General features: G+C 44.3%; 23 protein-coding genes. 10 read left to right on the top strand and 13 right to left on the bottom strand.

What is annotated here, in order from left to right:
* The first annotated feature begins 28 nt into the window (after nucleotides 1–28).
* Both KZC02_RS30715 and KZC02_RS30720 read left to right on the top strand, forming a co-directional pair.
* Complete coding sequence (locus KZC02_RS30715; RefSeq protein WP_221392148.1) at nucleotides 29–1,150, top strand: DUF3500 domain-containing protein; 1,122 nt, start codon at nucleotides 29–31, stop codon at nucleotides 1,148–1,150.
* Between the two features lie 12 nt (nucleotides 1,151–1,162).
* Complete coding sequence (locus KZC02_RS30720) at nucleotides 1,163–2,476, top strand: HupE/UreJ family protein (protein WP_229253897.1); 1,314 nt, start codon at nucleotides 1,163–1,165, stop codon at nucleotides 2,474–2,476.
* A gap of 121 nt (nucleotides 2,477–2,597) precedes the next feature.
* Here the strand turns inward: KZC02_RS30720 and KZC02_RS30725 are convergent, their stop codons facing one another.
* On the bottom strand, nucleotides 2,598–2,978 hold the full coding sequence (locus KZC02_RS30725) for a helix-turn-helix domain-containing protein (RefSeq protein ID WP_221392149.1): 381 nt from the start codon (nucleotides 2,976–2,978) through the stop codon (nucleotides 2,598–2,600).
* A gap of 128 nt (nucleotides 2,979–3,106) precedes the next feature.
* Between KZC02_RS30725 and KZC02_RS30730 the strand changes: the two genes are divergently transcribed.
* Entirely contained in the window at nucleotides 3,107–3,904 is a 798-nt protein-coding gene (locus KZC02_RS30730; RefSeq protein WP_221392150.1) for an SDR family NAD(P)-dependent oxidoreductase, read from the top strand.
* A gap of 8 nt (nucleotides 3,905–3,912) precedes the next feature.
* On the opposite strand, the gene KZC02_RS30735 is transcribed toward KZC02_RS30730, so the two are convergent.
* Nucleotides 3,913–4,278, bottom strand: a complete 366-nt coding sequence (locus KZC02_RS30735; RefSeq protein ID WP_221392151.1) for a helix-turn-helix domain-containing protein — start codon at nucleotides 4,276–4,278, stop codon at nucleotides 3,913–3,915.
* A gap of 106 nt (nucleotides 4,279–4,384) precedes the next feature.
* On the opposite strand from KZC02_RS30735, the gene KZC02_RS30740 reads away from it, so the two are divergent.
* Nucleotides 4,385–5,128, top strand: a complete 744-nt coding sequence (locus KZC02_RS30740) for an SDR family NAD(P)-dependent oxidoreductase (RefSeq protein ID WP_221392152.1) — start codon at nucleotides 4,385–4,387, stop codon at nucleotides 5,126–5,128.
* A 187-nt stretch (nucleotides 5,129–5,315) separates the two neighbouring features.
* Here the strand turns inward: KZC02_RS30740 and KZC02_RS30745 are convergent, their stop codons facing one another.
* Both KZC02_RS30745 and KZC02_RS30750 read right to left on the bottom strand, forming a co-directional pair.
* The gene (locus KZC02_RS30745) at nucleotides 5,316–6,233 is read right to left on the bottom strand and encodes an AraC family transcriptional regulator (protein WP_221392153.1); all 918 of its coding nucleotides are present in this window, start codon (nucleotides 6,231–6,233) and stop codon (nucleotides 5,316–5,318) included.
* Between the two features lie 10 nt (nucleotides 6,234–6,243).
* Complete coding sequence (locus tag KZC02_RS30750; RefSeq protein WP_221392154.1) at nucleotides 6,244–6,558, bottom strand: hypothetical protein; 315 nt, start codon at nucleotides 6,556–6,558, stop codon at nucleotides 6,244–6,246.
* 277 nt (nucleotides 6,559–6,835) lie between these two features.
* Between KZC02_RS30750 and KZC02_RS30755 the strand changes: the two genes are divergently transcribed.
* From KZC02_RS30755 to KZC02_RS30765, 3 genes are all read left to right on the top strand, one after another.
* On the top strand, nucleotides 6,836–7,414 hold the full coding sequence (locus KZC02_RS30755) for a TetR/AcrR family transcriptional regulator (RefSeq protein ID WP_221392155.1): 579 nt from the start codon (nucleotides 6,836–6,838) through the stop codon (nucleotides 7,412–7,414).
* 92 nt (nucleotides 7,415–7,506) lie between these two features.
* Nucleotides 7,507–7,833 (top strand): hypothetical protein, encoded by a 327-nt coding sequence (locus KZC02_RS32325; protein WP_229253898.1) that lies wholly within the window; start codon nucleotides 7,507–7,509, stop codon nucleotides 7,831–7,833.
* A 1-nt stretch (nucleotide 7,834) separates the two neighbouring features.
* Entirely contained in the window at nucleotides 7,835–8,827 is a 993-nt protein-coding gene (locus KZC02_RS30765) for a trans-acting enoyl reductase family protein (RefSeq protein ID WP_221392156.1), read from the top strand.
* On the opposite strand, the gene KZC02_RS30770 is transcribed toward KZC02_RS30765, so the two are convergent.
* Genes KZC02_RS30770 through KZC02_RS30780 form a run of 3 tightly spaced genes read right to left on the bottom strand, consistent with a single transcriptional unit; the run spans nucleotide 8,745 to nucleotide 11,085 of the window.
* Nucleotides 8,745–9,050, bottom strand: coding sequence for a tail fiber protein (locus tag KZC02_RS30770; RefSeq protein WP_221392157.1), 306 nt, complete (start codon nucleotides 9,048–9,050; stop codon nucleotides 8,745–8,747). The two genes, KZC02_RS30765 and KZC02_RS30770, sit on opposite strands and share 83 nt — an antisense overlap.
* Before the next feature lie 15 nt (nucleotides 9,051–9,065).
* On the bottom strand, nucleotides 9,066–10,058 hold the full coding sequence (locus KZC02_RS30775; protein ID WP_221392158.1) for a c-type cytochrome: 993 nt from the start codon (nucleotides 10,056–10,058) through the stop codon (nucleotides 9,066–9,068).
* Nucleotides 10,059–10,098: 40 nt separating this feature from the next.
* Nucleotides 10,099–11,085 (bottom strand): ScyD/ScyE family protein, encoded by a 987-nt coding sequence (locus tag KZC02_RS30780; RefSeq protein ID WP_221392159.1) that lies wholly within the window; start codon nucleotides 11,083–11,085, stop codon nucleotides 10,099–10,101.
* Between the two features lie 458 nt (nucleotides 11,086–11,543).
* Between KZC02_RS30780 and KZC02_RS30785 the strand changes: the two genes are divergently transcribed.
* The 3 genes from KZC02_RS30785 to KZC02_RS30795 all read left to right on the top strand — a co-directional run bounded on the left by KZC02_RS30785 (nucleotide 11,544) and on the right by KZC02_RS30795 (nucleotide 15,352).
* Nucleotides 11,544–12,569: a two-component regulator propeller domain-containing protein gene (locus KZC02_RS30785; RefSeq protein ID WP_221392160.1), complete on the top strand. Its 1,026-nt coding sequence runs from the start codon at nucleotides 11,544–11,546 to the stop codon at nucleotides 12,567–12,569.
* Between the two features lie 53 nt (nucleotides 12,570–12,622).
* Nucleotides 12,623–14,656 (top strand): sensor histidine kinase, encoded by a 2,034-nt coding sequence (locus KZC02_RS30790; protein WP_221392161.1) that lies wholly within the window; start codon nucleotides 12,623–12,625, stop codon nucleotides 14,654–14,656.
* Nucleotides 14,657–14,719: 63 nt separating this feature from the next.
* Nucleotides 14,720–15,352: a response regulator transcription factor gene (locus KZC02_RS30795; protein ID WP_221392162.1), complete on the top strand. Its 633-nt coding sequence runs from the start codon at nucleotides 14,720–14,722 to the stop codon at nucleotides 15,350–15,352.
* Nucleotides 15,353–15,428: 76 nt separating this feature from the next.
* Here KZC02_RS30795 and KZC02_RS30800 read toward each other — a convergent pair whose 3' ends face one another.
* The 6 genes from KZC02_RS30800 to KZC02_RS30825 form a co-directional block, all read right to left on the bottom strand.
* A complete protein-coding gene (locus KZC02_RS30800; protein WP_221392163.1) occupies nucleotides 15,429–15,755 on the bottom strand; it encodes an outer membrane protein assembly factor BamE in 327 nt (108 codons plus the stop codon).
* Between the two features lie 432 nt (nucleotides 15,756–16,187).
* Entirely contained in the window at nucleotides 16,188–17,651 is a 1,464-nt protein-coding gene (locus KZC02_RS30805; protein ID WP_221392164.1) for a T9SS type A sorting domain-containing protein, read from the bottom strand.
* Nucleotides 17,652–17,663: 12 nt separating this feature from the next.
* Nucleotides 17,664–18,866: a hypothetical protein gene (locus tag KZC02_RS30810; RefSeq protein ID WP_221392165.1), complete on the bottom strand. Its 1,203-nt coding sequence runs from the start codon at nucleotides 18,864–18,866 to the stop codon at nucleotides 17,664–17,666.
* Nucleotides 18,867–19,383: 517 nt separating this feature from the next.
* Entirely contained in the window at nucleotides 19,384–20,385 is a 1,002-nt protein-coding gene (locus KZC02_RS30815; protein ID WP_221392166.1) for an amidohydrolase family protein, read from the bottom strand.
* Between the two features lie 244 nt (nucleotides 20,386–20,629).
* Complete coding sequence (locus KZC02_RS30820) at nucleotides 20,630–22,558, bottom strand: serine hydrolase (RefSeq protein ID WP_221392167.1); 1,929 nt, start codon at nucleotides 22,556–22,558, stop codon at nucleotides 20,630–20,632.
* Between the two features lie 375 nt (nucleotides 22,559–22,933).
* Nucleotides 22,934–23,185 carry a VOC family protein gene (locus KZC02_RS30825; protein WP_221392168.1) on the bottom strand — a complete coding sequence of 84 codons (252 nt, stop codon included), beginning with the start codon at nucleotides 23,183–23,185 and terminating at the stop codon, nucleotides 22,934–22,936.
* Nucleotides 23,186–23,557 lie beyond the last annotated feature (372 nt).

Raw genomic sequence — 23,557 nt, forward strand, 5'->3', positions numbered from 1 at the left:
GTTCTAAATTCACTAATTGATCTATCAAATGGAAGCGATTTTAAAAGCAGGATGGGGGCTGATCCTTTTCACCATTTTTACTTTGGGATGCAGTTCAAGCGACTCAGAAGTAACGCCAGACACCGGTGATACTGGCAGCACTTCATCTTCTATTACAGCGGCACTGGTGACAACCACCAGCAGCAATACCAGTTGCAGTGCTTCAACTGGTGTTGCCAAAGTGGTTTGTCTGGCGGAAGCTTTTAAGGCAACACTCAGCAGCAGCCAGGTTTCGACAACCCAGCTGACTTACAGCAAAGCCAATGCACAGAAATGGTCTAACCTTCCTGCCGGTTTATCTGGCCGAATTGGAATTGACCTTGGTTCGTTGAGCGACACACAACTTGCAGCATTCAGGGATCTGATGGTGGCTTTACTGGACGTTAGTACCAGCAATGAGGGTTATGATGAAATGCTCGGGAACCTGGTTGCGGATGATTACCTGAACACAGTCGGAGGTGGTTCTGACTACGGTGCAGGCGAATATTACCTGTCTTTTTTAGGCACGCCCAGCACAACAGGATTGTGGGAAATTCTTTTCACCGGTCACCATTATACCCAGCCTTATACTTTTAACGCCGGAAAACTGGCAGGTGTTACGCCCGCTTTCCGTGGGGTGGAACCCGCATCAGCCGTGACTGCCAACAGTAAAACCTATCAGCCTTTTGAACAGGAGCGCGTGACTTTTGCTGCTATGCTTACAGGACTGAGTACTACGGAACAGGCAACAGCAAAACTTTCCAGCACTTATTCGGACATTCTTCTTGGTCCCGGAAAAGACGCATCGTTCCCTACGGCAAAATCCGGTTTGCAGGTTGGTACACTGACCGCCGCCAAACAAGCGTTGGTACTTGATGCGATTAAACTGTATGTGAACGACCTGGATGCAACTTCTGCGACTGCGATCCTGAATATGTACACCAGTGAGTTAGCCAATACTTACGTTTCCTATTCCGGTACAACGGCGGTTTCAACGCAAAATGATTATGTTCGTATTGACGGGCCGAATGTCTGGATTGAATTCTCTTATCAAGGTGGGGTGATCGTCCGCAATACACCACATCCGCATTCCGTATGGCGCGATCGTACAGGCGATTATGGAGGTAATTAAAAAGTTTTGACTGTGAAAAATAACATATCAACTATCGGCCGCCTTTCAACGTGGCTGATAGTTTTACTCATAATAACTTTACTTTCCGGTGGATTAATAGCTCATCCAATGCCGAATTCTGTGGTGTTGCTAAGGGTGAATCAGGATCATATCCATGTCGAATTGCAACTCCCTTTGAGCGAGCTTCAGGCGGCGATCGGCAAATCCGTCAATGATTCTTCGGCAGGACTGACAGAGCGGCTTGGGCCAGAGTTAAGAGCTTATTTGCTGGCGCATGTCAGGTCCAAAACACTTGACGGACGGCCCTGGCGCGTAACGGTTGGCGCTTTGGCTGTTCATGAAACAAAAAATACCATCAACGGAACCTACCGTGAACTAACGGCACAGTTGCAGCTTATTCCTCCGGCAGGTACAGATGTACGGCATTTTAACTTTGACTATGATGTAATTCTGCACCAGGTAGTTACACACAAAATCCTGGTATCCGTAAGCGAAGACTGGGCCGCTGGCCAGCTCAAAGAGCAAACACCGGTACAGGTGGGGGTGATTGTACTGGATATTGTCAACAACAGGATTCTGCCCTTAGCTGTTAATCTGGAATCGGGGAATATCTGGAAAGGTTTCGTTGCAATGGTCAGGCTTGGAAAGGAACATATTGCCGAAGGGACTGATCACCTGCTTTTCCTTCTTGTTTTATTATTACCTGCTCCACTTTTACACACGCGTAAACGCTGGGCTTCTTTCGGAGGTGTAAAATACAGTCTTTCCCGGCTGCTTTGGATAGTAACAGCATTCACAATCGGCCATTCACTGACACTGTTGCTCGGAGCATTTGGCTGGGTAAAGCTTCCCGGCCAGCCGATTGAAATATTAATCGCTCTATCGATCATGGTGTCTGCTATTCACGCAGTACGACCGCTTTTTCCGGGTAAAGAAACCTGGATTGCCGCCGGTTTTGGCCTGATTCACGGACTGGCTTTTGCAAACACATTAGCAAACCTTTCGCTTGATACCGGACGAATGGCTCTCAACATTCTAGGCTTCAATATCGGTATCGAGCTGATGCAGCTTGCGATCATTGCAGTAACGATTCCATGGCTAATTCTACTAAGCAGGACACCATACTATACATATTTACGTAACACAGGTGCCATTTTCGCCGGATTAGCAGCAGTAGCCTGGACAGCCGAGCGCGTTACCGGACAGGCAAATTCCTGGACCGCAATCGTCGAACGAATTGCCGATTATGCACCTTACGGACTTGGTGTTCTTGCGCTTTTGGCTATTGTTTTTACTTTGAAAACGAGGTTGATACGTGAGGGTTAGACGTTAGGGTGTGTGCCGGATAAGCTGGCATATTTGAGGATCTTGTTTATATAAAATTGCCGGAAGTTGAGGCATGTTAAGAATGGATCTTTACGTTGTTCTTTTCCTTTTTACGCCATCCTTACATAATTTTCTTGGATTGCATCCTGTTCCTGGCCTCCTGAATTGCAGGCATGCTCTCCACTGCCCAGTTTTTCAGCATGGTAATGGCAGGCAATAAAGTTCTCCCAAGATCAGTCAACGAATACTCAACCTTTGGTGGAATCTGTGGATACATCTTTCTGTCAACCAGTCCGTCTGTCTCCAGACTTTTCAGTGTTACGGTGAGCATCTTCTGTGATATGCTTTCTATTTTATGATCCAGTTCGCTGAAACGCAGTGTTCCTTCGCTTCCCAGAATATCCATGATCATCAGTGACCATTTGTCCCCAACCCGATCCAATAAATTACGAATGCCGCAATCTGCCATATCAAAATCTTTTTTAATTTCTTTTCTAATCATAACCTGTTGGTGTTCAATGTTACAAACCTGGCAGTAAGTCACTGATTTTCTGGTACGTTCTTGTATGATGATTACTTACCAAATACCTTTGACTTACCAAAAGTAAGTAATGGTTAAATAAAATCAGAATGGATTTAAAAATTAAAGGAAAAAGAGCATTAATAACCGGATCAAGTTCTGGTTTGGGAGAGGCAATTGCTATTATGCTGGCGGCTGAAGGTGCAGAAGTAATTATTCATGGCCGTGATGAAAACCGAACCAAATCGGTTATGGACAGGATCAATCAATCGGGTGGAAAGGCCGAATATGTGATAGGGGATCTGGCAACCGAAGAAGGTGCTGACAGTGTTGCTGCAGCTGCATTGGCAAATGGATCTGTTGATATACTGGTCAACAACGCAGGCGTTTATCGCGGTCAGCCCTGGATGGATGTATCAGCAAAAGAATGGCAGGATACCTATAATACCAACGTAGTTTCCGGAGTAAGAATGATTCAGCGTTTATTACCACAAATGCTCAAACTCGGCTGGGGAAGAATTGTGCAGATCGGTGGTATTACCGCCATTCAGCCCATGGCTATTCAGCCTGATTACAATGCAGCCATGGCGGCAAGGCACAATCTGACCGTTTCGCTGGCAAGGGAGCTGAAAGGTTCAGGAATTACTTCCAATACTGTCGCTCCGGGAGCCATGCTCGTCGAATCTGTGAAAAACCTGATTTTAGGAATGGCTGAACAAAATAACTGGGGCGATTCCTGGGATGAAATTGAAAAAAATGCAGCTTCGCAATTCCTGCAAAATGACCTCGGGAGATTTGGTAAACCAGAAGAAGTGGCAGGAGCAGTTGCTTACCTGATGAGCACGTATGCCGATAATATTACGGGATCAATTTTACGCGTAGACGGTGGGCAGACCTTATCAGTGTGAACTAAATTTTAAAGATCACCAATCTTAATCTTGTGCCGGTGCTCTGTTCCCCAGTCGGCAAGTGCCTGAATAATAGGTTCCAGGGTGTGGCCGTAAGCGGTCAGTTCGTAGGTTACCGTAATCGGTTTTGTGATATTGACAGTCCGGGTAATGAGTCCGTTAATTTCCAGTTCCTGCAATTCTTTTGAAAGCATTTTCGAACCAAGGCCCTCTATCTGGCGCTGTAAATCTGTAAAGTTTTTTTTCCCATAGAGCAGTACGCTGATCACCTTGATCTTCCACTTACCGCTTATCAGATCGAGTGTATCCTGTATCGCAAAAAGTATTTTGGAACAATCCGCTTGTTCACCAGCTATTGATTTTTCATTTGCCATTATCATGAGCGTTAAAGGGAACCCACTATACTTTCGGAAACCCATATCAAATGTAAAGTTAAGTGGTTTTACCTTTGATTAATTAAGTGGTTAAATAAAATTTATAATGAAAAAATTCGAAAACAAGATAGCGGTCATTACCGGTGGAAACAGTGGAATGGGTTACGGTACAGCAAAGGTTCTAAAAGAAATGGGAGCTACGGTTATTATTACAGGAAGAAGAAAACAGGCCATTGATAAAGCCGCTCAGGAACTGGGAGTTACAGCGATTTTATCAGATCAGGCAAAGATTGGAGATATTGATAATCTGGTAAGTGAAGTGACTGAAAAATTTGGAAAGGTTGACATTCTCTATATCAATGCAGGCATATCGGGAACATCTTCTATCGAATTGGAAACACCGGAGAACTTCGACAAAATCAATAACATTAACTATAAGGGTGTTTTCTTTACTCTGAGCAAATTCATTCCGCATTTGAATGATGGTGCATCCGTTGTGATTCTTTCTTCTGTGCTTGCTTCCACAGTAAGTCCGGGTTTGAGTGTTTACAGCGCGAGTAAGGCAGCAGTCAGTTCTATTGTGAAGACGGCTGCACTGGAACTGGCATCAAGAAAAATCAGGGTCAATTCCATTAGTCCGGGTGCGATTGATACCGAATTATTTAGCAAAATGGGAATGGATGATGAGACTTTAAATGGTTTGACGGACTACCTGATCGGTTTGACGCCAATTGGACGTATTGGAAAGCCGGAAGAAATCGGGCATCTTGTTGCCTTCCTATCCAGTAATGAAGCGTCATTCATTACCGGTTCAGATCATATCATTGATGGAGGATCGACACTTCTGTAAGGATTTTAGCTTTTTTATACGAAACAGCAAAGACTTGCCAGCAACTTTACGCTGACAAGTCTTTGCTGTTTTACCAACAGGTTGATTGTGAATCTTAAAGAATTTATTAGAAAAATTCGACATGCCTTAAAAATTAGTGATTTTTACATCAGATAATGAAGGAAATTTGAATATTGGTGGATCACGTTCAATTATTGAACATCTGCTTGTATTCCAGCGGAGATACTTTTGTCTTGCTTTTAAAAAGTTTATTAAAGGACTGCGGGTATTCAAATCCGAGTTGGTAGGCGATTTCGGCGATGGTCAGATTACTTGTGCTTAATATGTTTTTTGCTCTGTCAATCAGTTTATTGTGAATATGCTGTTGGGTGGTTTGACCGGTTAAAGAACGGAGCATATCACTAAGGTAACGGGGTGAAACTTTAAGATGATCAGCCACTTGCTGTACAGTTGGCGGACCATCGAACAGCGATTTTTCTGCTCCAAAAAATTCTGTCAGGTACGATTCCATTTTCACAATCAGGTCATTATGCACCACTTTTCGGGTGATGAACTGCCGGTTGTAAAAACGGTTGCTGTAATTCAGCAGCAGTTCTATTTGCGTCACCAGCAGATCCTGGCTGAAATGATCAATATTGGTTTCAAGCTCCACCGCTATGGCGTCAAAGACTGAAAAAATCAGCTTCTTTTCTTTGTCGGACATATACAGAGCTTCGGCTACGGAATAAGAGAAAAAGCCGTATTTGATGATGTTTTTTCCAAGAGGGTAGTTTCGGATAAAATCAGGATGGAATAGTAAAGTATAACCGCTGTAATCTTTTTCTTCTTCAGCCGCAGTTATTACCTGATTCGGAGCTGTAAAAGAAAGCCCGCCTTCCTCAAAATCATAATATCCCTGTCCGTACCGTATTTGGCCGGAAAAATGTTTTTTGAAGGATATTTTATAAAAATTCAATACATAACCTTTTCCCAAATGCTGCGTATCCGCCTTGATATCCTTATAGTCTACCAAAGCCACCAGCGGATGCATGGATTTTGGAAGTTCCAGAAAACGGAGCAGTTCGGATATGCTTTGTATGACTTGCGGGGCGTGTTCCTTTTTCATTGTCTGGCGATTAAATCTGATGGTAAACAGGATATATATTCCAGGACACCGTTCTCTGGTCGATCACATCATGTACAGGAGAATCCGCAAGTTCTTTCATTAAACGGTGCATGGCATTCGTTCCGTCTGTTTCGGAATCCCAGACCAATGCATCGATGATAGTGCCGTCAGGCTGCCGGGCAATATATCTTGACCGGAAACCTGGCTGTTTTTTCAGCCAGGTTTCAACGTCGGCATTTGCTTCTATAAAATCCTGATAAGTTTTCCCTTTTTCTAATTTGAAAGTAGTCATTTCCAGGCCACCTGGTAGTTTTGTATCTGACATTGTTGGTTGAAGTTAAAGGCTTAATGAATGTTTAATGTGCTTTGATTCCTAATTTCCGGACGTTCAAAAAGATACCCGCCATAGTCCATAAATCAGGATAAAGCACCGGCAATAAATACTGCCTGCATGATTTTGATTTACTGTGCGGTGCAAAGATCCGGCAATATTGCCACTGCCGTGTTTCCATTCCGGTTTAATGTGTATCCAAAATTACAAAGTAAATTTATTTTCTTATTCTGGAACAACTGTTTTAAATAGTATTACCTTTGCAATAGTTATGGCAAGAAATGTAGAATTTAACGAGGAGACGGCAATCCAAAAAGCCATGGAAGTTTTTTGGAAAAAAGGTTATAACGGTGCTTCCATGCGTGACCTGACGGATGCCATGCAGATTAATCCCAGCAGTTTATACAATACCATAGGTGATAAGCGTCAGCTCTTTGTAAAGTGTATTCAAAACTACACCGAGAGCAGGATGGAAGAGGCAAAAGTGCATTCGGCGAAAATCAAATCTCCGCTTAAAGCAATAACGAGTTTTGTTAATGATTCTGTAAATGCCATTCTGTATAGCAGTAATAGCTGTCTGGCCATAAAAACGACTTTTGAACTGGCTGCTACGGATAAGGACGTGCAGGGAATCCTGAGAAAAGATAGTGATTTTACACATGAATTTCTTTTGTCCCTGGTTAAAAGCGCTGTGAAGCAGAACGAAATCGATCCGGATACCGATGCTGAAATGATCACGGATTATATCATAAATTCCTTCACAGGATGGCATGAATCATATATTCTGCATCAGGATGCAAACAGGATCAAAAAAATGGCAAAATATCTGATTGCCCAAATTTCAAGGTGAATTTTTTTTGACTAAATCTGAAACGATTGTTTTAAAATTATACTGAATTTGATCCTGGCTTTATTAGAAAATAAATCAAATAACAGATTAATATGAAAGAAGTGACCTTGAATGAGACAGTAAACCGGTCTTTAAAATTAAGAGAATTGTACCGCGAACTGGAATTACAATATCACGGCAGTGAATGGACGGTTGAAGAAGATGCCCTAGCATTTCTTACCGATGCAGGTCTTGTTGGCCGCCTCACGATGTCGCAGCAGGGACGCTGGCCAATGGGAGCTGGTAGTGCTCCTGACCTAGAGCATAAGTTAGGGGAATGCATCTGGTGGCTGATCGTTTTGGCTGACCGTATGGATATTGATATCAAAACCGCGCTGGAAGGATTTCTTTCCCGGACAGAAAATCTTTTAAAGAAATAACATGACAACATTAAATCAGCCTGAAAAAGGTAAACTCCTTATTTACGGTGCAACAGGTTACACCGGTACAATGATCTGTCGCGAGGCAGCCAGACGCGGCCTGGATTTTGAGATTGCTGGCAGGAGTGAAGAGAAGCTTTCGGAATTGTCGCGACAGCTCAATGTTGTTTACCATGTTTTTTCAGTAGATGACAAACCCGGCTGGGAAAAAAGTCTTCGCGGTAAAACCTGTCTGCTCAATGTCGCAGGGCCATTCAGTGAAACGGCTGAACCGGCCATGGAGGCTTGTATTACGCATCATGTCCATTATGTTGACATTACGGCCGAAGTAAATATTTACCAGCTTGCCGAGTCCAAAGACTTAGCAGCGCAAGGCGCCGGTGTTATGATCCTATCTGGTGCCGGGTTATTTTCGACCTATGATCCGCTGGTGGTACATACTGCAAAGCGTGTGAAAAACCCCGTTGCTTTAAGGGCAGCTTTTCAGTACAGTGGCGGATTTACACCCGGTTCCATTGCGAGCAGTGGCAATATTATTGATGCAGGCATCCTGGTAAGGCGAAACGGATCAATTGAAAAATTAACAGACGCAAAGCCTTCTTATTTTGATTTTGGTAATGGAGCGCAAGAGTGCTTTCCAACACCACTGGGCGCCGTAGTGCTGTGTTACAAATCGACTGGCATTCCTAACATCGAAGAGTTTTTTCAAATGGCACTACCGGCTGCGACGGAAAAGTCAGATTTGGAAACGATTCAAAATGACCAGACAAGTGAAGGCCGCAGCAGAATTCTTGCTGAGATAACGGGAGCAGACGGTTCGATAGTGAGATCCATAGCCATTACACCTGCTGGTTATATGCCTACCGTTACGGCCTCTGTTGAAGTTGCCTCGCGGGTATTGAACGGTTTTTTTAAATCAGGATTTCAATCACCCGCTTCGGTGTTTGGAGAGAAACTGCTGGAATCTTTTGAAGTTGAGATAATTGATTTATGATAACACCGCTCCCGGGGCCCTCGTCCTGGTGTATCGGCAGGTACTTTCTCAGATCCGGAAGACCAAATGTAATCTCGCCGTCACCACCGTAAGTGGTTCCCAGCAGTCGAAAAAGAAAATGGTTGTCGGCAATGGGAAGCAGCTTTCCGTCACAGAACAACCATCCATCGGGAGCGGATTTTCCAGCATACATTCTGATTTCACCGACGTAAGGGTAAGCCATGGCAAGCCTTGTTAATTAATGCGCAGTGGCATCAGCTCTTGTTATTACCTCAAATTTTTCAACCTTGTGTGTGATCGGTTTAATCGTATTCAGATAAGCGAAGATCGCGGCAAGGTCCTGTTCCTTCATCCCTGCATACATGGTCCATGGCATTGGTGTGTTCAGCTCGCCGGCAGCAACTTTGGGCGAAATATACGCGCTGTCTATGTAGGCTTTGAAACGCGCCACAAAAGCTTCTTTGGTCCAGTGGCCTATACCGGTTTCCTTGTGCATAGTAATGTTAGGTGAGCGTACAGTACCGTTTGGACTTTTGAACTCCATTCCTCCGCCAAACTCGGTTCCGGGTACCACACTGCCTTTTTCAGTCTTGCTGTGACAGTCCACACAGCCCGTTGCGGTGATCAGATATTTGCCATATGCTACCTCATCTGCTTCTGATGGAATTGTCGTGAACGCAGCTTCCTGCGGCATTGTATTGATCAGGAAGTTGACAGGAAAATCAGGCTCCGACTGCGGAACATCCTTTTTTACCGGTTCCAGATCACGAATGTAGGCAATGACCGCATAAATATCCTCTTTGTCGAGCTGCCCGAAACGGTGGTATCCCATCACGGGAAACAATGCCTTTCCACTCTTACTGACGCCAGTTGTAACGGCACGGAAAATTTCTCCGTCCGTCCAACTTGCCAGTGTATAGGGTGTGATGTTGGGTGCATAGAATTTGCCGGGGAAGCCCATTTCCTGTGTGAACGCTTCGCCGCCCGCTCCAAGACCACCAGATAGCGGCCCGGCATATTGTGACCAGTCGCGGGTACTGTGACAGTCCATACAAACGGTAACGTGATTGGCAAGATACTTTCCGCGTTCGATGCGGGCTGCGGTGCGCTCAATTTTAAGTTCTGGTGCAGCGCCGGTATTGGGTAGGGCAGCTTTGACATAAATCAGGGCAGCCGCAATAATAATTGCAAGGCAGGCCAATACTTTACCGGTAATTTTCAGTGCTTTCACTTTGGGGTCAGGAAAGTTAGGAGGGTTTAGAAACTTATTTTCAATAACTAAGCTTGCTGATCGTCCCGTCCTGGTAGCTCAGCAGGTAATAGGTCTTATCACTTGCACGGACAATATCGGTTGGCCGGGAAATATTATCCAAGAGCGTTTTACCGTTTTCGTCCAGCACTTTACCTGACTTTGTTTCAAATCCCATTTGTCCGAATATACCGTGCTGAACAATGATTGGCTTGTTATTGGCCGAAAGAGTTATGGCTGTAAGCGTCGTGAAATCAGACTTATACACACTTACATTTCCTGATTGATCAACCTGAAAAATTTTCGCATTTCCGGGAGCAAACGGGAAGCCTGTTAGTGTACTTACAAGAAATTTGCTGCCGTCGTAAACAATCCCGGTCGGTACTGCATTCGTGTTTGGCGCAAGGTCGGCGATGTGTGCGAACAGAGCTAAGTCGCCCGTAGTCTTGTCTCTTTTTATAATCGCATTGCTTCCGGCGTCGGCAAGGTATAAATGATCATCCGGCCCGAATGCAAGATCATAAGCATTTGAATTCTGCGGATCCGTCAAAGCCAGACTTCTAATATAAGTTCCTACATCCTGGGAAGGTATATCGGAAAGTTTAACAGCTGCATCTCCCGGTTTGAAAGAAGACACATCTGCTGTGTAGAGGCTGCCATTTACACCATGTAGAAAATACAAGGTTCCCCCGCGACATAGCAAATGACCGATGCCCTCAGTGGAGCCCTCATTTGTTATAGATTTCAGGCCGGCTACGAATGTTGTTTGAATACCGGCTGGCGTGATCATCGCTATGCTCGCATCATCGTTATTATTTCCTGTTCCGGCTTCTGTCACCCATATGTTTCCACTTTCGTCCAGAGTTAAACCAACCGGTGATTTTAATCCGCTCACAAATGGTTCAGAGGTAAAAGATTGTGGTTCCGGAACTGGCTCTGTATGGTCGGTACAACCGTGTATAAAAAGAGCCAGCAAGATGATTTTTAGAGAAAGAACTAAGTTTTTCATTTTAGGGGAAATTGAGTATTTAATTAAGATATTACCTTGTAATCACAATTCTGCATGTTTTTTTTGCCGGTCAATGAGCTTGAGGTCAATGACAAATGCACCTGCCCGGCGGGATTTTACATCAATGAAAATTCTAAGTTCCCGCCCGGCAGAGAAGTAAAGTGTATTTTTGCTTCTTCATTAAGTCCATAAAATTTCCAAAAGCCGTCGTGCCTGTTAGAATCAATATTACGGCCGAGGCATAATTCGATACCTTGATTTAACAGTACAAAAGAATACAAGAAGGTGCCGTTGCGCAATAGCAAATTCTTGCTATGCCGGTACTTTAAGGCAAATAATCCACGTCAGCGCTTATACAAGTTGGAAACAAGTAAATTGAAAGCGGTTACATCTTTAATCTGATAATGGAATTTCAGAGTAAACTCTTTAAGCCATCTTACGAAATTTGTCTTCACCGCATGCAGCGCAAACTTTTATGCTTTACGATTTGGGGGCCAGGTAGAAGGATGCATAGTTTCTGGCTGCTCCATCTAATATTCTGGTATGGGGTAATTCCCTGCCTCGCGCAGGTTCCGCAAACGCGTGTGAACATTCAGTTGCTGGGTCCTGAACAAGGTTTACCAAGCAGGAATACGCGCTGTCTGGCGCAGGACGGACGTGGTTTTATGTGGGTGGGAACCGGTCAGGATTTGTGGCGCTATGACGGATACACATTTCAAAATTTTACCGGCATCCTTACCCGGTCCATCGGAGGCAGCACGTTGATTAACCAGATACGGACTGGCCCGGAAGGCAGCATCTGGGTGGCCCATAATGCCGGCATCAGCATTATAAACCCTGATAATCTGACCTGCACCACGATCAATCCTTCGCGCCATCTGAAAGGCGCAGATTCCAAACAACACCTGGATATCTTCTTTGACAAAAAACAAAATGCCTGGGTGGCTATTCCTGGTGGCAAACTGGTCAGGATCAACAGGAAACTTGTTGCTGATGCCATCTACACGCCGAATTCCGGTTTGGAGCATCGCTTTTCAGTTGAAAGTGTAGTTACAAACCTTTTCTGTGATGCCGGCAACCATGTGTATGCCTACATCGAAGGGAATTTCCTGCATGAAGTCAACGAAAAATCAAAGAGTAGTAGCCGGATAGACTTGTTAGGTGACCTTGCTGCCCGTCATTTACAGGTAGCCAGCGTTCTGCAGTCTGGTCCTGACAGAGTGAGCATTTATTACAATCAGCAAGGCAGTAAAAAAGGCAGGATGCGTAAATACTTTTTTGAAAAACAGACATTCGGTCCGCTTTCAGACGCAGATACACCGGTAAATCCTGATCATATTGATGCCGACAAAAAAGGGTATGCATGGTATAAGAATGAAAAAGAGGTAGGTTTTTTAAATCAAAAAACAAATGAATTTACTTCTCTAACCAGTCAGCTGCAGCAAAAAACCGGTACTCAGATTTTCTTTTTGCAAATTACCTGAGCTCTGACGGCAGTTTCTGGATCTCATGCGCCAATGGCCTTTTCAAGATCACTTTGACCGGGGAAATATTCCGGAAATACCTGAGTAAGCCACAGGAAAAACCGGGTGACATTGGCAGCAGCATAAGAGGCATTACAGAGGATGCGACAGGCAAAGTATGGGCATGTTCTTATGGCTACATCCGCAGCGATACAGCCTACATGCTCCACCAGATTGACCCGTTATCAGGCCTGACAAGGCATATGGTGCTGTACAGGCAGAAAAACATTCCGGGCAACGAAGTGATCCCGTATAAGGTTTTGTTTTCTAAAAGCCAGGTGTATGCCGTTACGGATGGCACCCAGTTTCTCCACATTGATCCTGGCAACGGGAAATACACCCGGGTCGAGTTTCCATTTGTGAGTGGCCGGGGATTTACTTCTTTTTATAAATTGAATGATCATACGTTCTGGATGGGAACATGGGGTGGAATGGCGGCTATTGATACCCGTAACCTGAAACCTGTACTGCTGAATGACAAGGCTGGCCGGTATATCAAAAATGAACGGATAAACTATTTTATGGCCTGGTCCCGTAACCGTGTTCTGGTTAGTACGGTCAACGGTTTGTACGTTTTAAACCAGGATGCTACCATTGAAGCACATTATGGCCAATCGCCGGCAGACAAGATCAAACTTCCTGCTTTGCAGATATTTCACACAGTCTGGCATGAGAATGCATTATGGGCCGCATCAGGCCAAGGATTGATCCGCATTGATACGGTTCAAAAAAAAACGCGGCTATTCACTATTCACGACGGCCTGCCGGATAACAATATTTATGCTGCGCTGCCGGACGAGCTGGGAAATCTTTGGCTAAGTACAAACAAAGGCTTGTCACGATTTAATACCCGCACGCAAAAATTTCATAACTATGGACTTTCTGACGGGCTGCCGCACACCGAGTTCAATCACGGATCTTATCTGAAAGCAAAGGATGGTACCCTTTATTTTGGTGGCCTGAATGGCATTGTCTCATTTGATCCCGCGCGCCTTGATACCCGTTCTGACAAAGAGCATGCATTGCAGCTGATCTCCTACTCCAAATACGATGCCGACCGCAACAAGGCAGACACAACAATAAACTATAAAGCAGGCGGGAAAATTGTCTTTAACCCCTCTGAACGTCTTTTTGCTTTCTCTTTTATGAGCCCGGATTACCAGAACACGGCCATTAACCGGTTCCGCTACAAACTCGAAGGATGGAATGATGATCGCTGGCAAATGTTTGAAAGCGGCAACAAATTGCTGCTTAACAGCCTGCCGCCTGGCAAGTACAAGCTCCGTGTTCAGGTATCTGTTGCAGGTGCCGACTGGAGTGCCCGTGAATGGCAGGCTCCTGTTGAAATGGCTGCTCCCTGGTATAGGTCTCCCTGGTTTTTCATCCTTAGTATTCTGATAATTGGCATCTTTTTCTACCTTTTCTACCGATACAGACTTAGTCAGATTCTTCATATTCAACAGATCAGAAATGGCATCAGTGCCGACATGCATGATGAAATCGGTAGTACGCTCAGCAGTATTACATTTTATAGCCAGGCACTGCTGATGCAAATGGAAAAGTCAGAACATCAGCAGGTTGTGCAAAAAATAAAGGAAAATGCCCAGCAGGTACAGGAAGGGCTTAGTGACATTGTCTGGAGCGTTAAAGCCGGCAGTGACCAGATCGACGATGTGTTTGCACGAATGTTTAGTTTTGGAAACGGATTGGCTGAATCCAAAGGAATTGCCTTCCATTTTCAAACAGATCCTCTGCTACAGAAGATGAAGCTTGACATGCAAATGCGAAAAAATCTTTACCTGATCTTTAAAGAGGCCATGAACAATGCAGCGAAGTATGCCTGCTGCAGCACGATCCATGTAGATCTTCGTCATGAAAACGGCAAGGTTAAAATGGTAAGCAAAGACAATGGTGTAGGGTTTGACCGGGAGCTTGCAAAAAAAGGAAATGGCCTGGCGAATATGCAGCAGCGTGCAACCCAGATGAAAGGCAAACTCATGCTCGAAACGACAAAAGGGGGCGGAACTACCATCACGCTCGTTTTCTAATCCGATCAGGGATAGCAATTATTTGCTATGGAATTGTATGCAGCGAATCTTTAACTTTACGGCATGGCATCCAGGATCATAATTTTCGACGATAATCAGGAGAGGCTCAATAGCGTGGCCATGCTGCTGAACCTGTCATCCGACTTCACATGTAGTGGCACCTTCGCCAATGCCGGCAATCTGGTAGCGGATATTACCGACTCAACCCCCGATCTTGTGCTCATGGACATCGATATGCCTGGAATTGACGGTATTGAGGCAACCCGGCTGATACGCAGGCATTTTGGCGCATTGCCTGTATTGATCCAGACGAATTTCGAAGAAGATGAGCGCATTTTTGAGAGCCTTCGGGCTGGAGCGAACGGATATCTTCTCAAAAAAACAAGCCCCGAAAGATTCCTGGAAAGTTTAGGGGAGGCTCTTAATGGCGGCGCGCCGATGACAGGCAGTATCGCTGTCAGGGTACTCCGGTATTTCTCCATAGAAACTTCAGCAAAAAAAGACTACCACCTCACTGAACGGGAAAAGCATGTGCTTGGATTTTTAGTGAAGGGTTGTAGCTACAAGCTGATTGCGGCTGAATGCGGAATCACTTATAATACGGTTAATAACCACATCCGGAGTATTTACGATAAGCTTTATGTCAACAGTGCTACCGAGGCGGTAAGTTTAGCCATTAAGGAAAGGCTGGTTTAGAAGGCTCTGTATACTGCCGGCCAATGATTTGGTATTTAATTCATTTTTCCACCCTTTGGATGTTAGGTATAATCCATCAATCAGATGGAAGGTGATCTTTAACCACATTCTTATTGATATGTTGTCTGTTCCATTCAGTCAGCTTATTCGTAATAAATTTAAGATGATACTCTTCGCCCATGTCACTTTTGTAGCCAATTACTTCAACCGGATTACCATAGGCATCCCTGGCCGATGACGTTATCATATATTTCTGTCCAAGTGTTTTAATCACTTCTTCTTTTGTCATCCCGATCTTTATTTTCTTGATGTTTTCGTTGGTCTTCCACGCTATGTTATTGGATACACAACCATTTAAGCAGTATATGGCCAATAGGGATAGCAACATTTTATTAAGTTTCATGGAGTATTTTTTTAATGGTAATTATCAGAACAGGCCGCGGCTTCGCAGGATGGTTACAAACTTAATGGAATGAAAAGACGTGTCCAATTTCTGTGGGATTAAATAATATATCGGTGCTTCTGTCGCTAAAATGTCTTTTAAGTATTTGCCCATAAAGCAATGGTACATCTCAGAAATTGGTTTTAAATAATGTATTCACTTAAATGCTCCAAAATTTATACTAAATTAAATCACTATTATGAACATATCATTGAATATTTGGCGGCAATTCGGCTGACGGGATTTAGTGGCATAAAATCAACCTTCACCCGTATTATTGCGATGCCGGAGATTTACATACTTATAAAGAAACAGGCAGCCCCAAAAGCTAAATTATTACAATTCTGCTTTTGGGGCTGCCTGTTTTATTTAAACCAAGCGGACAAAATCCACCTATTCTTTAATGAATTTGAAAGCCTGATCGTAGCCGTCCTGACGAACAGATAAGAGGTAAACTCCCGGTGGGAAATTATGGGTATCCAAGGTGACTTTTCCCTTAATTACGGATACAGGCTGATGCATCAGACGTTTTCCCTCCAACGATGTTATGGTTATTTCGGCTTTGCTTACATTAATACTGCCTGTCCGAAGATTTAACACCTCTCTGGCAGGGTTAGGATATGCTACCAATGTCATGTCATGGCTACCAGCTTCAACACTTTGTGCCTTGCTATATGCATAACTTCCGTCCAGGTCGACCAGCTTTAAACGGTAATAAAGCTTGCCAGCCAGCCATGAGGCGCCTGCGGACTGAAAGTCTGTAAAATCGAAATCCGACTGGGCGCTGCCACTTTTCAGATAATCAATCCGGCCTGCCTTTTCGTACTGTACCGCATCAATACTTCGCTGCACTTCAAAGTGGCTGAACCGCTCGGCATCTGCGATTTTCCATTTCAGTACTACGGTACTTTCTACTCTTTTGGCAGTAAAGGAAATCAGCCGCACCGGCAGTGGTGAAGATGCTGAGATGCTCCCCAGTGTGAAAGGGCTCCACGTGCTGATACTGTTACTGGTTACTACACCCGCTGCTGAAGTGCCGCTGCTACTGCTGGCTCCCTCGTTCTGCCATTTTCCGGCTATAAGATGCGCGACAGCCAGATCCGCAGTGTTACCGATGCCGGAATTATTGTAGTTGTCCCAGAAAATTGAAACCGTGCCGGCAGCAGTGCCCGCTGGCAAAAGCGTCCAGTATTCCTGTGCATTTCGTGCCAAAAGTGGGGTAGGATTGCTACCGGTGTTGCTGAAGTCTCCGGTACCAGCATCCCCCGCTACATATTTTGCCATCATGCCATCGCTGTTTTCGGTCAGGTTGACTGAAACAGGCTGGTAGGATTGTCCGTCACCGGTAGGGAAATTAAAACCACCAACTCCTTCTTTTACCACAAAACCATTGATATGGCTGGCATCCGATGCAGGAGAGTCTTCACTAACCGAAGCATCCGTTGTGAAGGTAATTGCATTGGCAGGATCGGTATTAACCAATATCCCGGAAGCAAATGCTATTTGTCCACTAATCCTGACAGGTGTAGTAAATGTAACTCCGGCAGGATTACTGATAGTAAGGTTGGTAGCATACACCGGGGCACCTGCAATCGTTTGGGGTTGGGTTCCCTGAAGGAATAATTCCCCGGCATCCGCCTGCAGCATGGGCACATTATTGACCACATCGCCAGAGGTGGAAATTATACCCTTGTTATTCAGGTCACTGCCAGGTTCATTGATAAAATCCCCGTTTACCTGAACCTCCGTCCCCTGTGAAATGAAGAGGCCCGCACCGTTGTTGATCAAAGCAGGTGTTTGTGCACAGGTTATTCCGCCTAAACCAAGGAAAGCGGATAAGATAAGTATGTTTTTCATTTCGGTGGAGGATTAATAAAGGTTTTCCGGATTGGCACTCGCGATCGTTTTAAGTATTCCTCCAATACCAGCAGTGGGTGCTGACACAACATTTTTAGTGGAAGAAACAGAGATAACACCTCCGGCCCCGCCATTGCCGCCGCTACCGCCACCGGCTCCTCCGTTTGATGAGCCATTCCCGCTATTAGCGAGATTATTACCGTTCGCACCACCATTTACCTGTGAATTTCCTGCCGCAACTGATGGGCCTACCAATAAGATGATTCCACCGCCACCTCCGCCGCCGCCAGGCCTTGGTCCGGTACCCAGGTTCGAGTCAGAACCCGCTCCACCGGCAGCACTGATTGTACCCGTATTATTCACGCCGGTTTTTGAGAGAAGTACCACAATACCACCGCCACCGCCTCCGCTTCCATTTGTACTGGTTGCGGTTCCTGCGTTTGTAATTGCTATGCCGCCATTTGCCGTAATGCCTCCTGCGGCAGATATAGTTATATTCCCATTCGCATAAATGGCAAAAGACCCGCCACCTTCACCACCAGAACACAGGCTGCCAACACCGCCGGTTGCTCCGGCTGCGCCGCCATATGCAGGAATATTGACCAGGCTTAGAACCGAAGTGGTCTGTACCCCATATGAAATGTTTTCACCATTACCTGCAAATGTGCGGGCTACGCCACTGATCCATCCGGAAGTAGCAATTCCTGTTACCTTCTCAGAACCTTTCACGATGATCATGCCCGATATACTAACATTGCCGTTACACCGCAATTTGGTCCCACTCGGAACCGTAAGTGTTGCACCCGCTGCTATGCTAATGCCCGAAAACTGAAAATTAAAATCAGCAGGCGGTGAAGCTGTCCAGTCCGTATTGGAGGTGATGCTTAGATTGCCTGCTGACCCATCCCCGTACACGGTCGATGTGCCGCCTCCACCAGTACCACTTCCACTAAGTGGCTTCCAGCTGCTGCCGTCGAAGTAATAAAATCCGGGTGTATTGTCTTTTTGATAAATCAGCAGCCCATTTGCAGGTGAAGTGATGACATCACGCTGTGACTGCGTCAGCCTGGGTACGAGAATACCTTGGTTTGCACTATTAATATCAAGGGCTGCGGAAGCATCGGGTGTAGTGGTATTGATACCAACATTGTTTTGAGCGGAGCCAAAGCTGTTAAAAAGCAGCGATGCAGCAATAATAAGCAATAATTTTTTCATCTGAATACGGATTAATTTTATACAACTATACATTTATAACTATAATGTATTAAATCAAATATGAATTAATACTACTTATAAAATATAAATATTTATCGTAAAATTATAATTTGTTAAGTATTCAGATCGTTTTTATACTATAATTTGAGATTTGACATAGGGGTTATTTTGATAAAAAAAGTAATAATTTCAATTAGTATTAAATTATTTAGTCATATATTATAGAATATTTTTAATTAGTTATATCAAACGAATTGTATTTAAACAAAAACAAGCTTCTCAACAATCAAATATTCCCGAATTAATTTGTACTCCATTTGGTAAAACAAATGAGGCAGTACTATCAATTTATTTTACTAATAACATTATCGGGAATTCTACTGTATTGCTTTCGGCTTTCGGCGGTCGGCTATCAAATTGTTGCATGGAACGAGATTTTGGAAGATAGCCGATTGCCGACAGCAAAAATGTCTTACAATATAATTCGGGATAATGTTTGGTATAGGTACAGGTTATTTTACTTCAGTTTATTTTCGTCTAACCGAAAAAAACGGACTGCATTATTAAATAAAATATCCCGTTTTTGATCAAAGGATAAATAATTGGCATTTTCAATCACACCAATGGATGTTTCCAGAAGTTTCGGCCATATCATCAGATCAGTGCCATATAGTATTCTTTTGCCAAAACCAGCCTGTACGAGCCGTTTAATATAAATATTTACTTCTTCCAGCGGATAACTCCAGATCATCCCGGCAACATCTACATAGACGTAAGCATTGGCTCCCATCAATGCCAGCATTTCATCCATCATGGGATAACCGGCGTGCATTACCCATACCTGCAGTTTGGGATGGCGGGCCAGCAGGTCTTCCAATAAAAAGGGGTTACCCATCGAAGCCCGGTACTTTGGATTTGATATATTAATACTGCCGTTACCTCCGGTACCCATGTGAATGCCAACCGGAATATTAAGTTTTTCAGCTGCTGCGAAATACCCGTCCAGGGATTGGTCGCTGGGTGACATCCCCTGATACTGAGGAGCTACTTCACCCATCACTTTATAGAACCCTTTGGATAGGGAGTCGGTAAAAGCAACTACCGTCATCTCTTCTGACGAACTTATGCTGATACTTGGAATAACCCTGCCAGGAGCTGCTGCTTTCTGCCAGCTGCGGATAATGCCTGCATCGCCGCTTGCAATGATGGTCATATTCAACCGCTTCATTGTAGCCATCAATGAGTCCTGGAATTCTTTATCTGATCTGGCCGCTTTGAGCGGTAGGGCACAATCTGTATTGATGAAGGTAGGAGCGGGGCCGTTAGGATTGGCGCCCGGCATACTGCTTAGAAACCAGGGGCACATATCAGCTGCAAAGGCGGGATTTACCTTCATGGCATGCACATGTACATCTATGATTGGAAGATGTTTGGGACTTGATTTTTGCCCAAAAGAGGAGTTATTGAATGTTGCGACAATAGATATAATTATTGCCAAAATTAAGTTAAGTCTTTTCATTCTTTCCGGATTAAGTTAGGTTAGAGTATATTAAATTAAACTTATAAATAAATGGAAGTCCGAAGTTATCATACTTTCTGGTCTTTATCCGATCTAATATATTCTTTTTATATGTCTATAAATCTTACTAATGCGAATAAGCTTATACTGGATCTGACTTCTGCTGAATTGCCCTTTTGGAAAGAGAAAATAGGATATAGGTTAGCAGGATCAGCCAGAAAGTTAGGACACGATGAAGTTCATGTTAATTCCAGGTCTGGATGCCAATTACGCCGTACCATATTAGATAGCAGGTCACTACTAGATGCAATCCGGTCAGAATAACAACATGGATGTAAATATTGCTTACACTTTTTGTCTTTCTTTCTAAAAAAATATGAACGGCAGACCAGGCAGTTGTCAACGCAAATCCGATTGTCAAGACCATGATAGAAACCGATACAGGACTGACTTTACCCAGGAGTTCAAATGGGTTTTTCCCACCCACAGATGCCATAATGGACGCACATACAAAAAGCAGGCTAGCTATGACCGGCCACAAACCAATTGTTTGTTTTGACAGTCCGACGGATTTACCCATGCCCCAGCGAATCAGCCAGATGCACCCAAAGATCAGCGAACCTGCCAGATAGCATATCCATAAGCCTAAAAGGATAAGCCGGCCAAATGCCGCAAAGGGTGAAACCCGCATGAGTATCTGAGTATCTGCCTGCAGAACTTCACCTGCCAGCGGATCACGTACTTTCACCATGCTGATCTTTCCAGTCTCCTGTGAGATGAACTGGTGATCATTAATGGCCAGATATGTTTCGGTACTTCCGCCGAATAGGGGCGAATTGAAAAGAAACCGTTCCTTCCCCCAGATATGGCGCAGGTTGACGATCCGTTCAAGATAGTCCGTCATCTGAATTCTGGGATTGATGAGGATATAGTAACCATTGACATCCAGGGTAGGTAATGGCCCCGTGTTATCTGTACGAACGGTCTTGTCAGACTTCAAATTGTGTGTCTGGAAACTGCGTACCAGCTGTTGGATTCGGTACAGGGCATTTCCATCACCCGAATTGATCATGATCGCATAGCCTGCCTGATGGCCGGGCAGATAGGAAAAATCGGTTAAGCCTCCATTGACACCCCCGCCATGCGAGCGGTAAACATAACTTTTATACACCGACGAGTAATTAGACAATCCGTATCCGTATTGAAGTCCCTGACTGGCACCGATCGTGGTGGTGGACATTTCCATACGCTCAAGAGATTTTTCGCTTACTATCTGAAGGCTGTCAACATGTCCTCTTTGGATAAAAAACCTGAGCATTCTTGCCATGTCTTTAGCAGATGCATTGATTGATCCCGAAGGCCGGACACTGATGTTCCAGTACTTTTGCGGTTGATTATCCATATATAATGTGGCACCGGAATTCTTGTATAAACTCGTGGCATAATAACTCATCGTCTGCATTCCCATAGGTTTAAAAAAATGCTCCTGAATATAATCCTCAAAAGTCCGGCCGGTAATCTTTTCGATAATGTATGCAGCCACCGCCGGGCCGGAATTGCAGTAGGACATACGTGTCCCCGGAATCCAGCGCGAGATGCGCGAATGAGGATGGTAGTCAAGTCCCTGTTTCAAGGTTAGTTTGGGTTCGTTCATGGCATAATCTGCCAGATGCAGATCGTCCCATCCGGTAGTATGTTCCAGCAGATGTTCCACCAGGATTGGGGCTGTGTTTTCCCATGGGTTGATGAACGCAATTTCTGGCGCCAGATCACGGACTTTGTCTTTAAGACTTATACGGCCTTCTTCCTGCAATTTTAAAATGGCCAGGGAAACAAACATTTTGGAGACAGAACCAATCCGGAACATCGTATTTTCATTGGCATCCCTGTTCTTTTCCAGGTTCGCTTTGCCGATTCCTGCAACCCAGACCAGACTATCGCCCCGCACCAATGCCACGCCTACGGCAGGAGTTCCGGTTTCTTTCAGGACTTTCTGAATGGCTTGCTGCAGCTCTTTGATAGTTTGAGGTTCTTTGGGTTTCGGCTGGCCCATCACCATGGCCGCAAAAAGGATTGAAAAAAGGTTAAAACAGATCTGAGCGGAATGGAAATTGAGGCCATTGTCTTTGTGTTTTGTCTGGAGGATTCTGATTGATGGGAGAAGCAGATGCATCAAAGATTTTACTGTAACGGGCTGGTTTTAGCTGACACCGGGTCCTGCATAAAGGTGGAAATTCCATATGCACTGCTTCTTCCGGTCATTGTCGTGGTGAAAAGCATATTCACAAAGTACAAATGGTATACAGATACTTTGCAGGTATGATAAAAAAAGTCTTATGATAACTAAAAAAATGTATGGCATCACCAGTTTAGCGGCTGATGAATTTATCGGATGTGTGGCTCACGTTTTTTCCGACAGCAGGTTTACGTTTTATATGGCTTGTATTAACAAGAAAAAGTTTAGTGGATTGAACTGGTTAATGATCAACAAGACAATTATCTGGTTAGAAGTTGTTTTGATCAAATGTCCCATAATTCACTTTCGTTATTATATGGGTTTGAAAACTTCCCAATGATGGCCAAAAGGATCGGATAAGTGACCCAATCTGTAACCGTAATCCTGATCGGCCACAGCATAAATAATTGATGCGCCTGCTTGTACTGCAAGTTCGAATACTTGGTCAGGATCTTCGACTTGCAAGCCAATTCTTACAGGTGTACCTTTTAATCTTTCAGGGCCAAAATTACCATGCTCCTCCGACTGATCTGCCACAACGAACCTGGCACCTCTAATCTCCATTTCTGCGACCACTGATCCATCAGGATCTGTATTGGCCTTAAGATTGTAGCGCCAAATGCCTTTTGATAAAAGGCAATTGCATCTGAACCATTTCTAACCGTGAGCGTAGGAACAATGATTGCCCGGGCGTACTCGTTTTGATTTGTCTCCATTAATTTTTTTGATGGCAATAATACCATTTTAATTACAAATTACTGTTAATTGCACTCTTTCAAATATGGTATGTCCAAGGTTGATTTGTATTTAAACCGCACCTACATTTGCTTATATTCTGATCCCATCGGTGTTGGAGGTTGACTACTAATTTGACTGAATAGACCTATTATGAGGTAAATATTATGTTTTACAACTATTTTCATAATGCTGGGGTCA

This window comes from Dyadobacter sp. NIV53, assembly GCF_019711195.1.
In the GTDB taxonomy this organism is placed as follows: domain Bacteria; phylum Bacteroidota; class Bacteroidia; order Cytophagales; family Spirosomataceae; genus Dyadobacter.

Bases quoted from the DNA above. Each gene is read 5' to 3' on its own strand.
- KZC02_RS30750 (WP_221392154.1), bottom strand. From the start codon at position 6,558: ATGTCAGATACAAAACTACCAGGTGGCCTGGAAATGACTACTTTCAAA.
- KZC02_RS30780 (WP_221392159.1), bottom strand. From the start codon at position 11,085: ATGAAAAACTTAGTTCTTTCTCTAAAAATCATCTTGCTGGCTCTTTTT.
- KZC02_RS30765 (WP_221392156.1), top strand. From the start codon at position 7,835: ATGACAACATTAAATCAGCCTGAAAAAGGTAAACTCCTTATTTACGGT.
- KZC02_RS30805 (WP_221392164.1), bottom strand. From the start codon at position 17,651: ATGAAAAACATACTTATCTTATCCGCTTTCCTTGGTTTAGGCGGAATA.
- KZC02_RS32325 (WP_229253898.1), top strand. From the start codon at position 7,507: ATGAAAGAAGTGACCTTGAATGAGACAGTAAACCGGTCTTTAAAATTA.
- KZC02_RS30755 (WP_221392155.1), top strand. From the start codon at position 6,836: ATGGCAAGAAATGTAGAATTTAACGAGGAGACGGCAATCCAAAAAGCC.
- KZC02_RS30810 (WP_221392165.1), bottom strand. From the start codon at position 18,866: ATGAAAAAATTATTGCTTATTATTGCTGCATCGCTGCTTTTTAACAGC.
- KZC02_RS30770 (WP_221392157.1), bottom strand. From the start codon at position 9,050: ATGGCTTACCCTTACGTCGGTGAAATCAGAATGTATGCTGGAAAATCC.
- KZC02_RS30730 (WP_221392150.1), top strand. From the start codon at position 3,107: ATGGATTTAAAAATTAAAGGAAAAAGAGCATTAATAACCGGATCAAGT.
- KZC02_RS30820 (WP_221392167.1), bottom strand. From the start codon at position 22,558: ATGCATCTGCTTCTCCCATCAATCAGAATCCTCCAGACAAAACACAAA.
- KZC02_RS30785 (WP_221392160.1), top strand. From the start codon at position 11,544: ATGCAGCGCAAACTTTTATGCTTTACGATTTGGGGGCCAGGTAGAAGG.
- KZC02_RS30740 (WP_221392152.1), top strand. From the start codon at position 4,385: ATGAAAAAATTCGAAAACAAGATAGCGGTCATTACCGGTGGAAACAGT.
- KZC02_RS30795 (WP_221392162.1), top strand. From the start codon at position 14,720: ATGGCATCCAGGATCATAATTTTCGACGATAATCAGGAGAGGCTCAAT.
- KZC02_RS30815 (WP_221392166.1), bottom strand. From the start codon at position 20,385: ATGAAAAGACTTAACTTAATTTTGGCAATAATTATATCTATTGTCGCA.
- KZC02_RS30725 (WP_221392149.1), bottom strand. From the start codon at position 2,978: ATGATTAGAAAAGAAATTAAAAAAGATTTTGATATGGCAGATTGCGGC.
- KZC02_RS30745 (WP_221392153.1), bottom strand. From the start codon at position 6,233: ATGAAAAAGGAACACGCCCCGCAAGTCATACAAAGCATATCCGAACTG.
- KZC02_RS30825 (WP_221392168.1), bottom strand. From the start codon at position 23,185: ATGGAGATTAGAGGTGCCAGGTTCGTTGTGGCAGATCAGTCGGAGGAG.
- KZC02_RS30735 (WP_221392151.1), bottom strand. From the start codon at position 4,278: ATGGCAAATGAAAAATCAATAGCTGGTGAACAAGCGGATTGTTCCAAA.
- KZC02_RS30715 (WP_221392148.1), top strand. From the start codon at position 29: ATGGAAGCGATTTTAAAAGCAGGATGGGGGCTGATCCTTTTCACCATT.
- KZC02_RS30800 (WP_221392163.1), bottom strand. From the start codon at position 15,755: ATGAAACTTAATAAAATGTTGCTATCCCTATTGGCCATATACTGCTTA.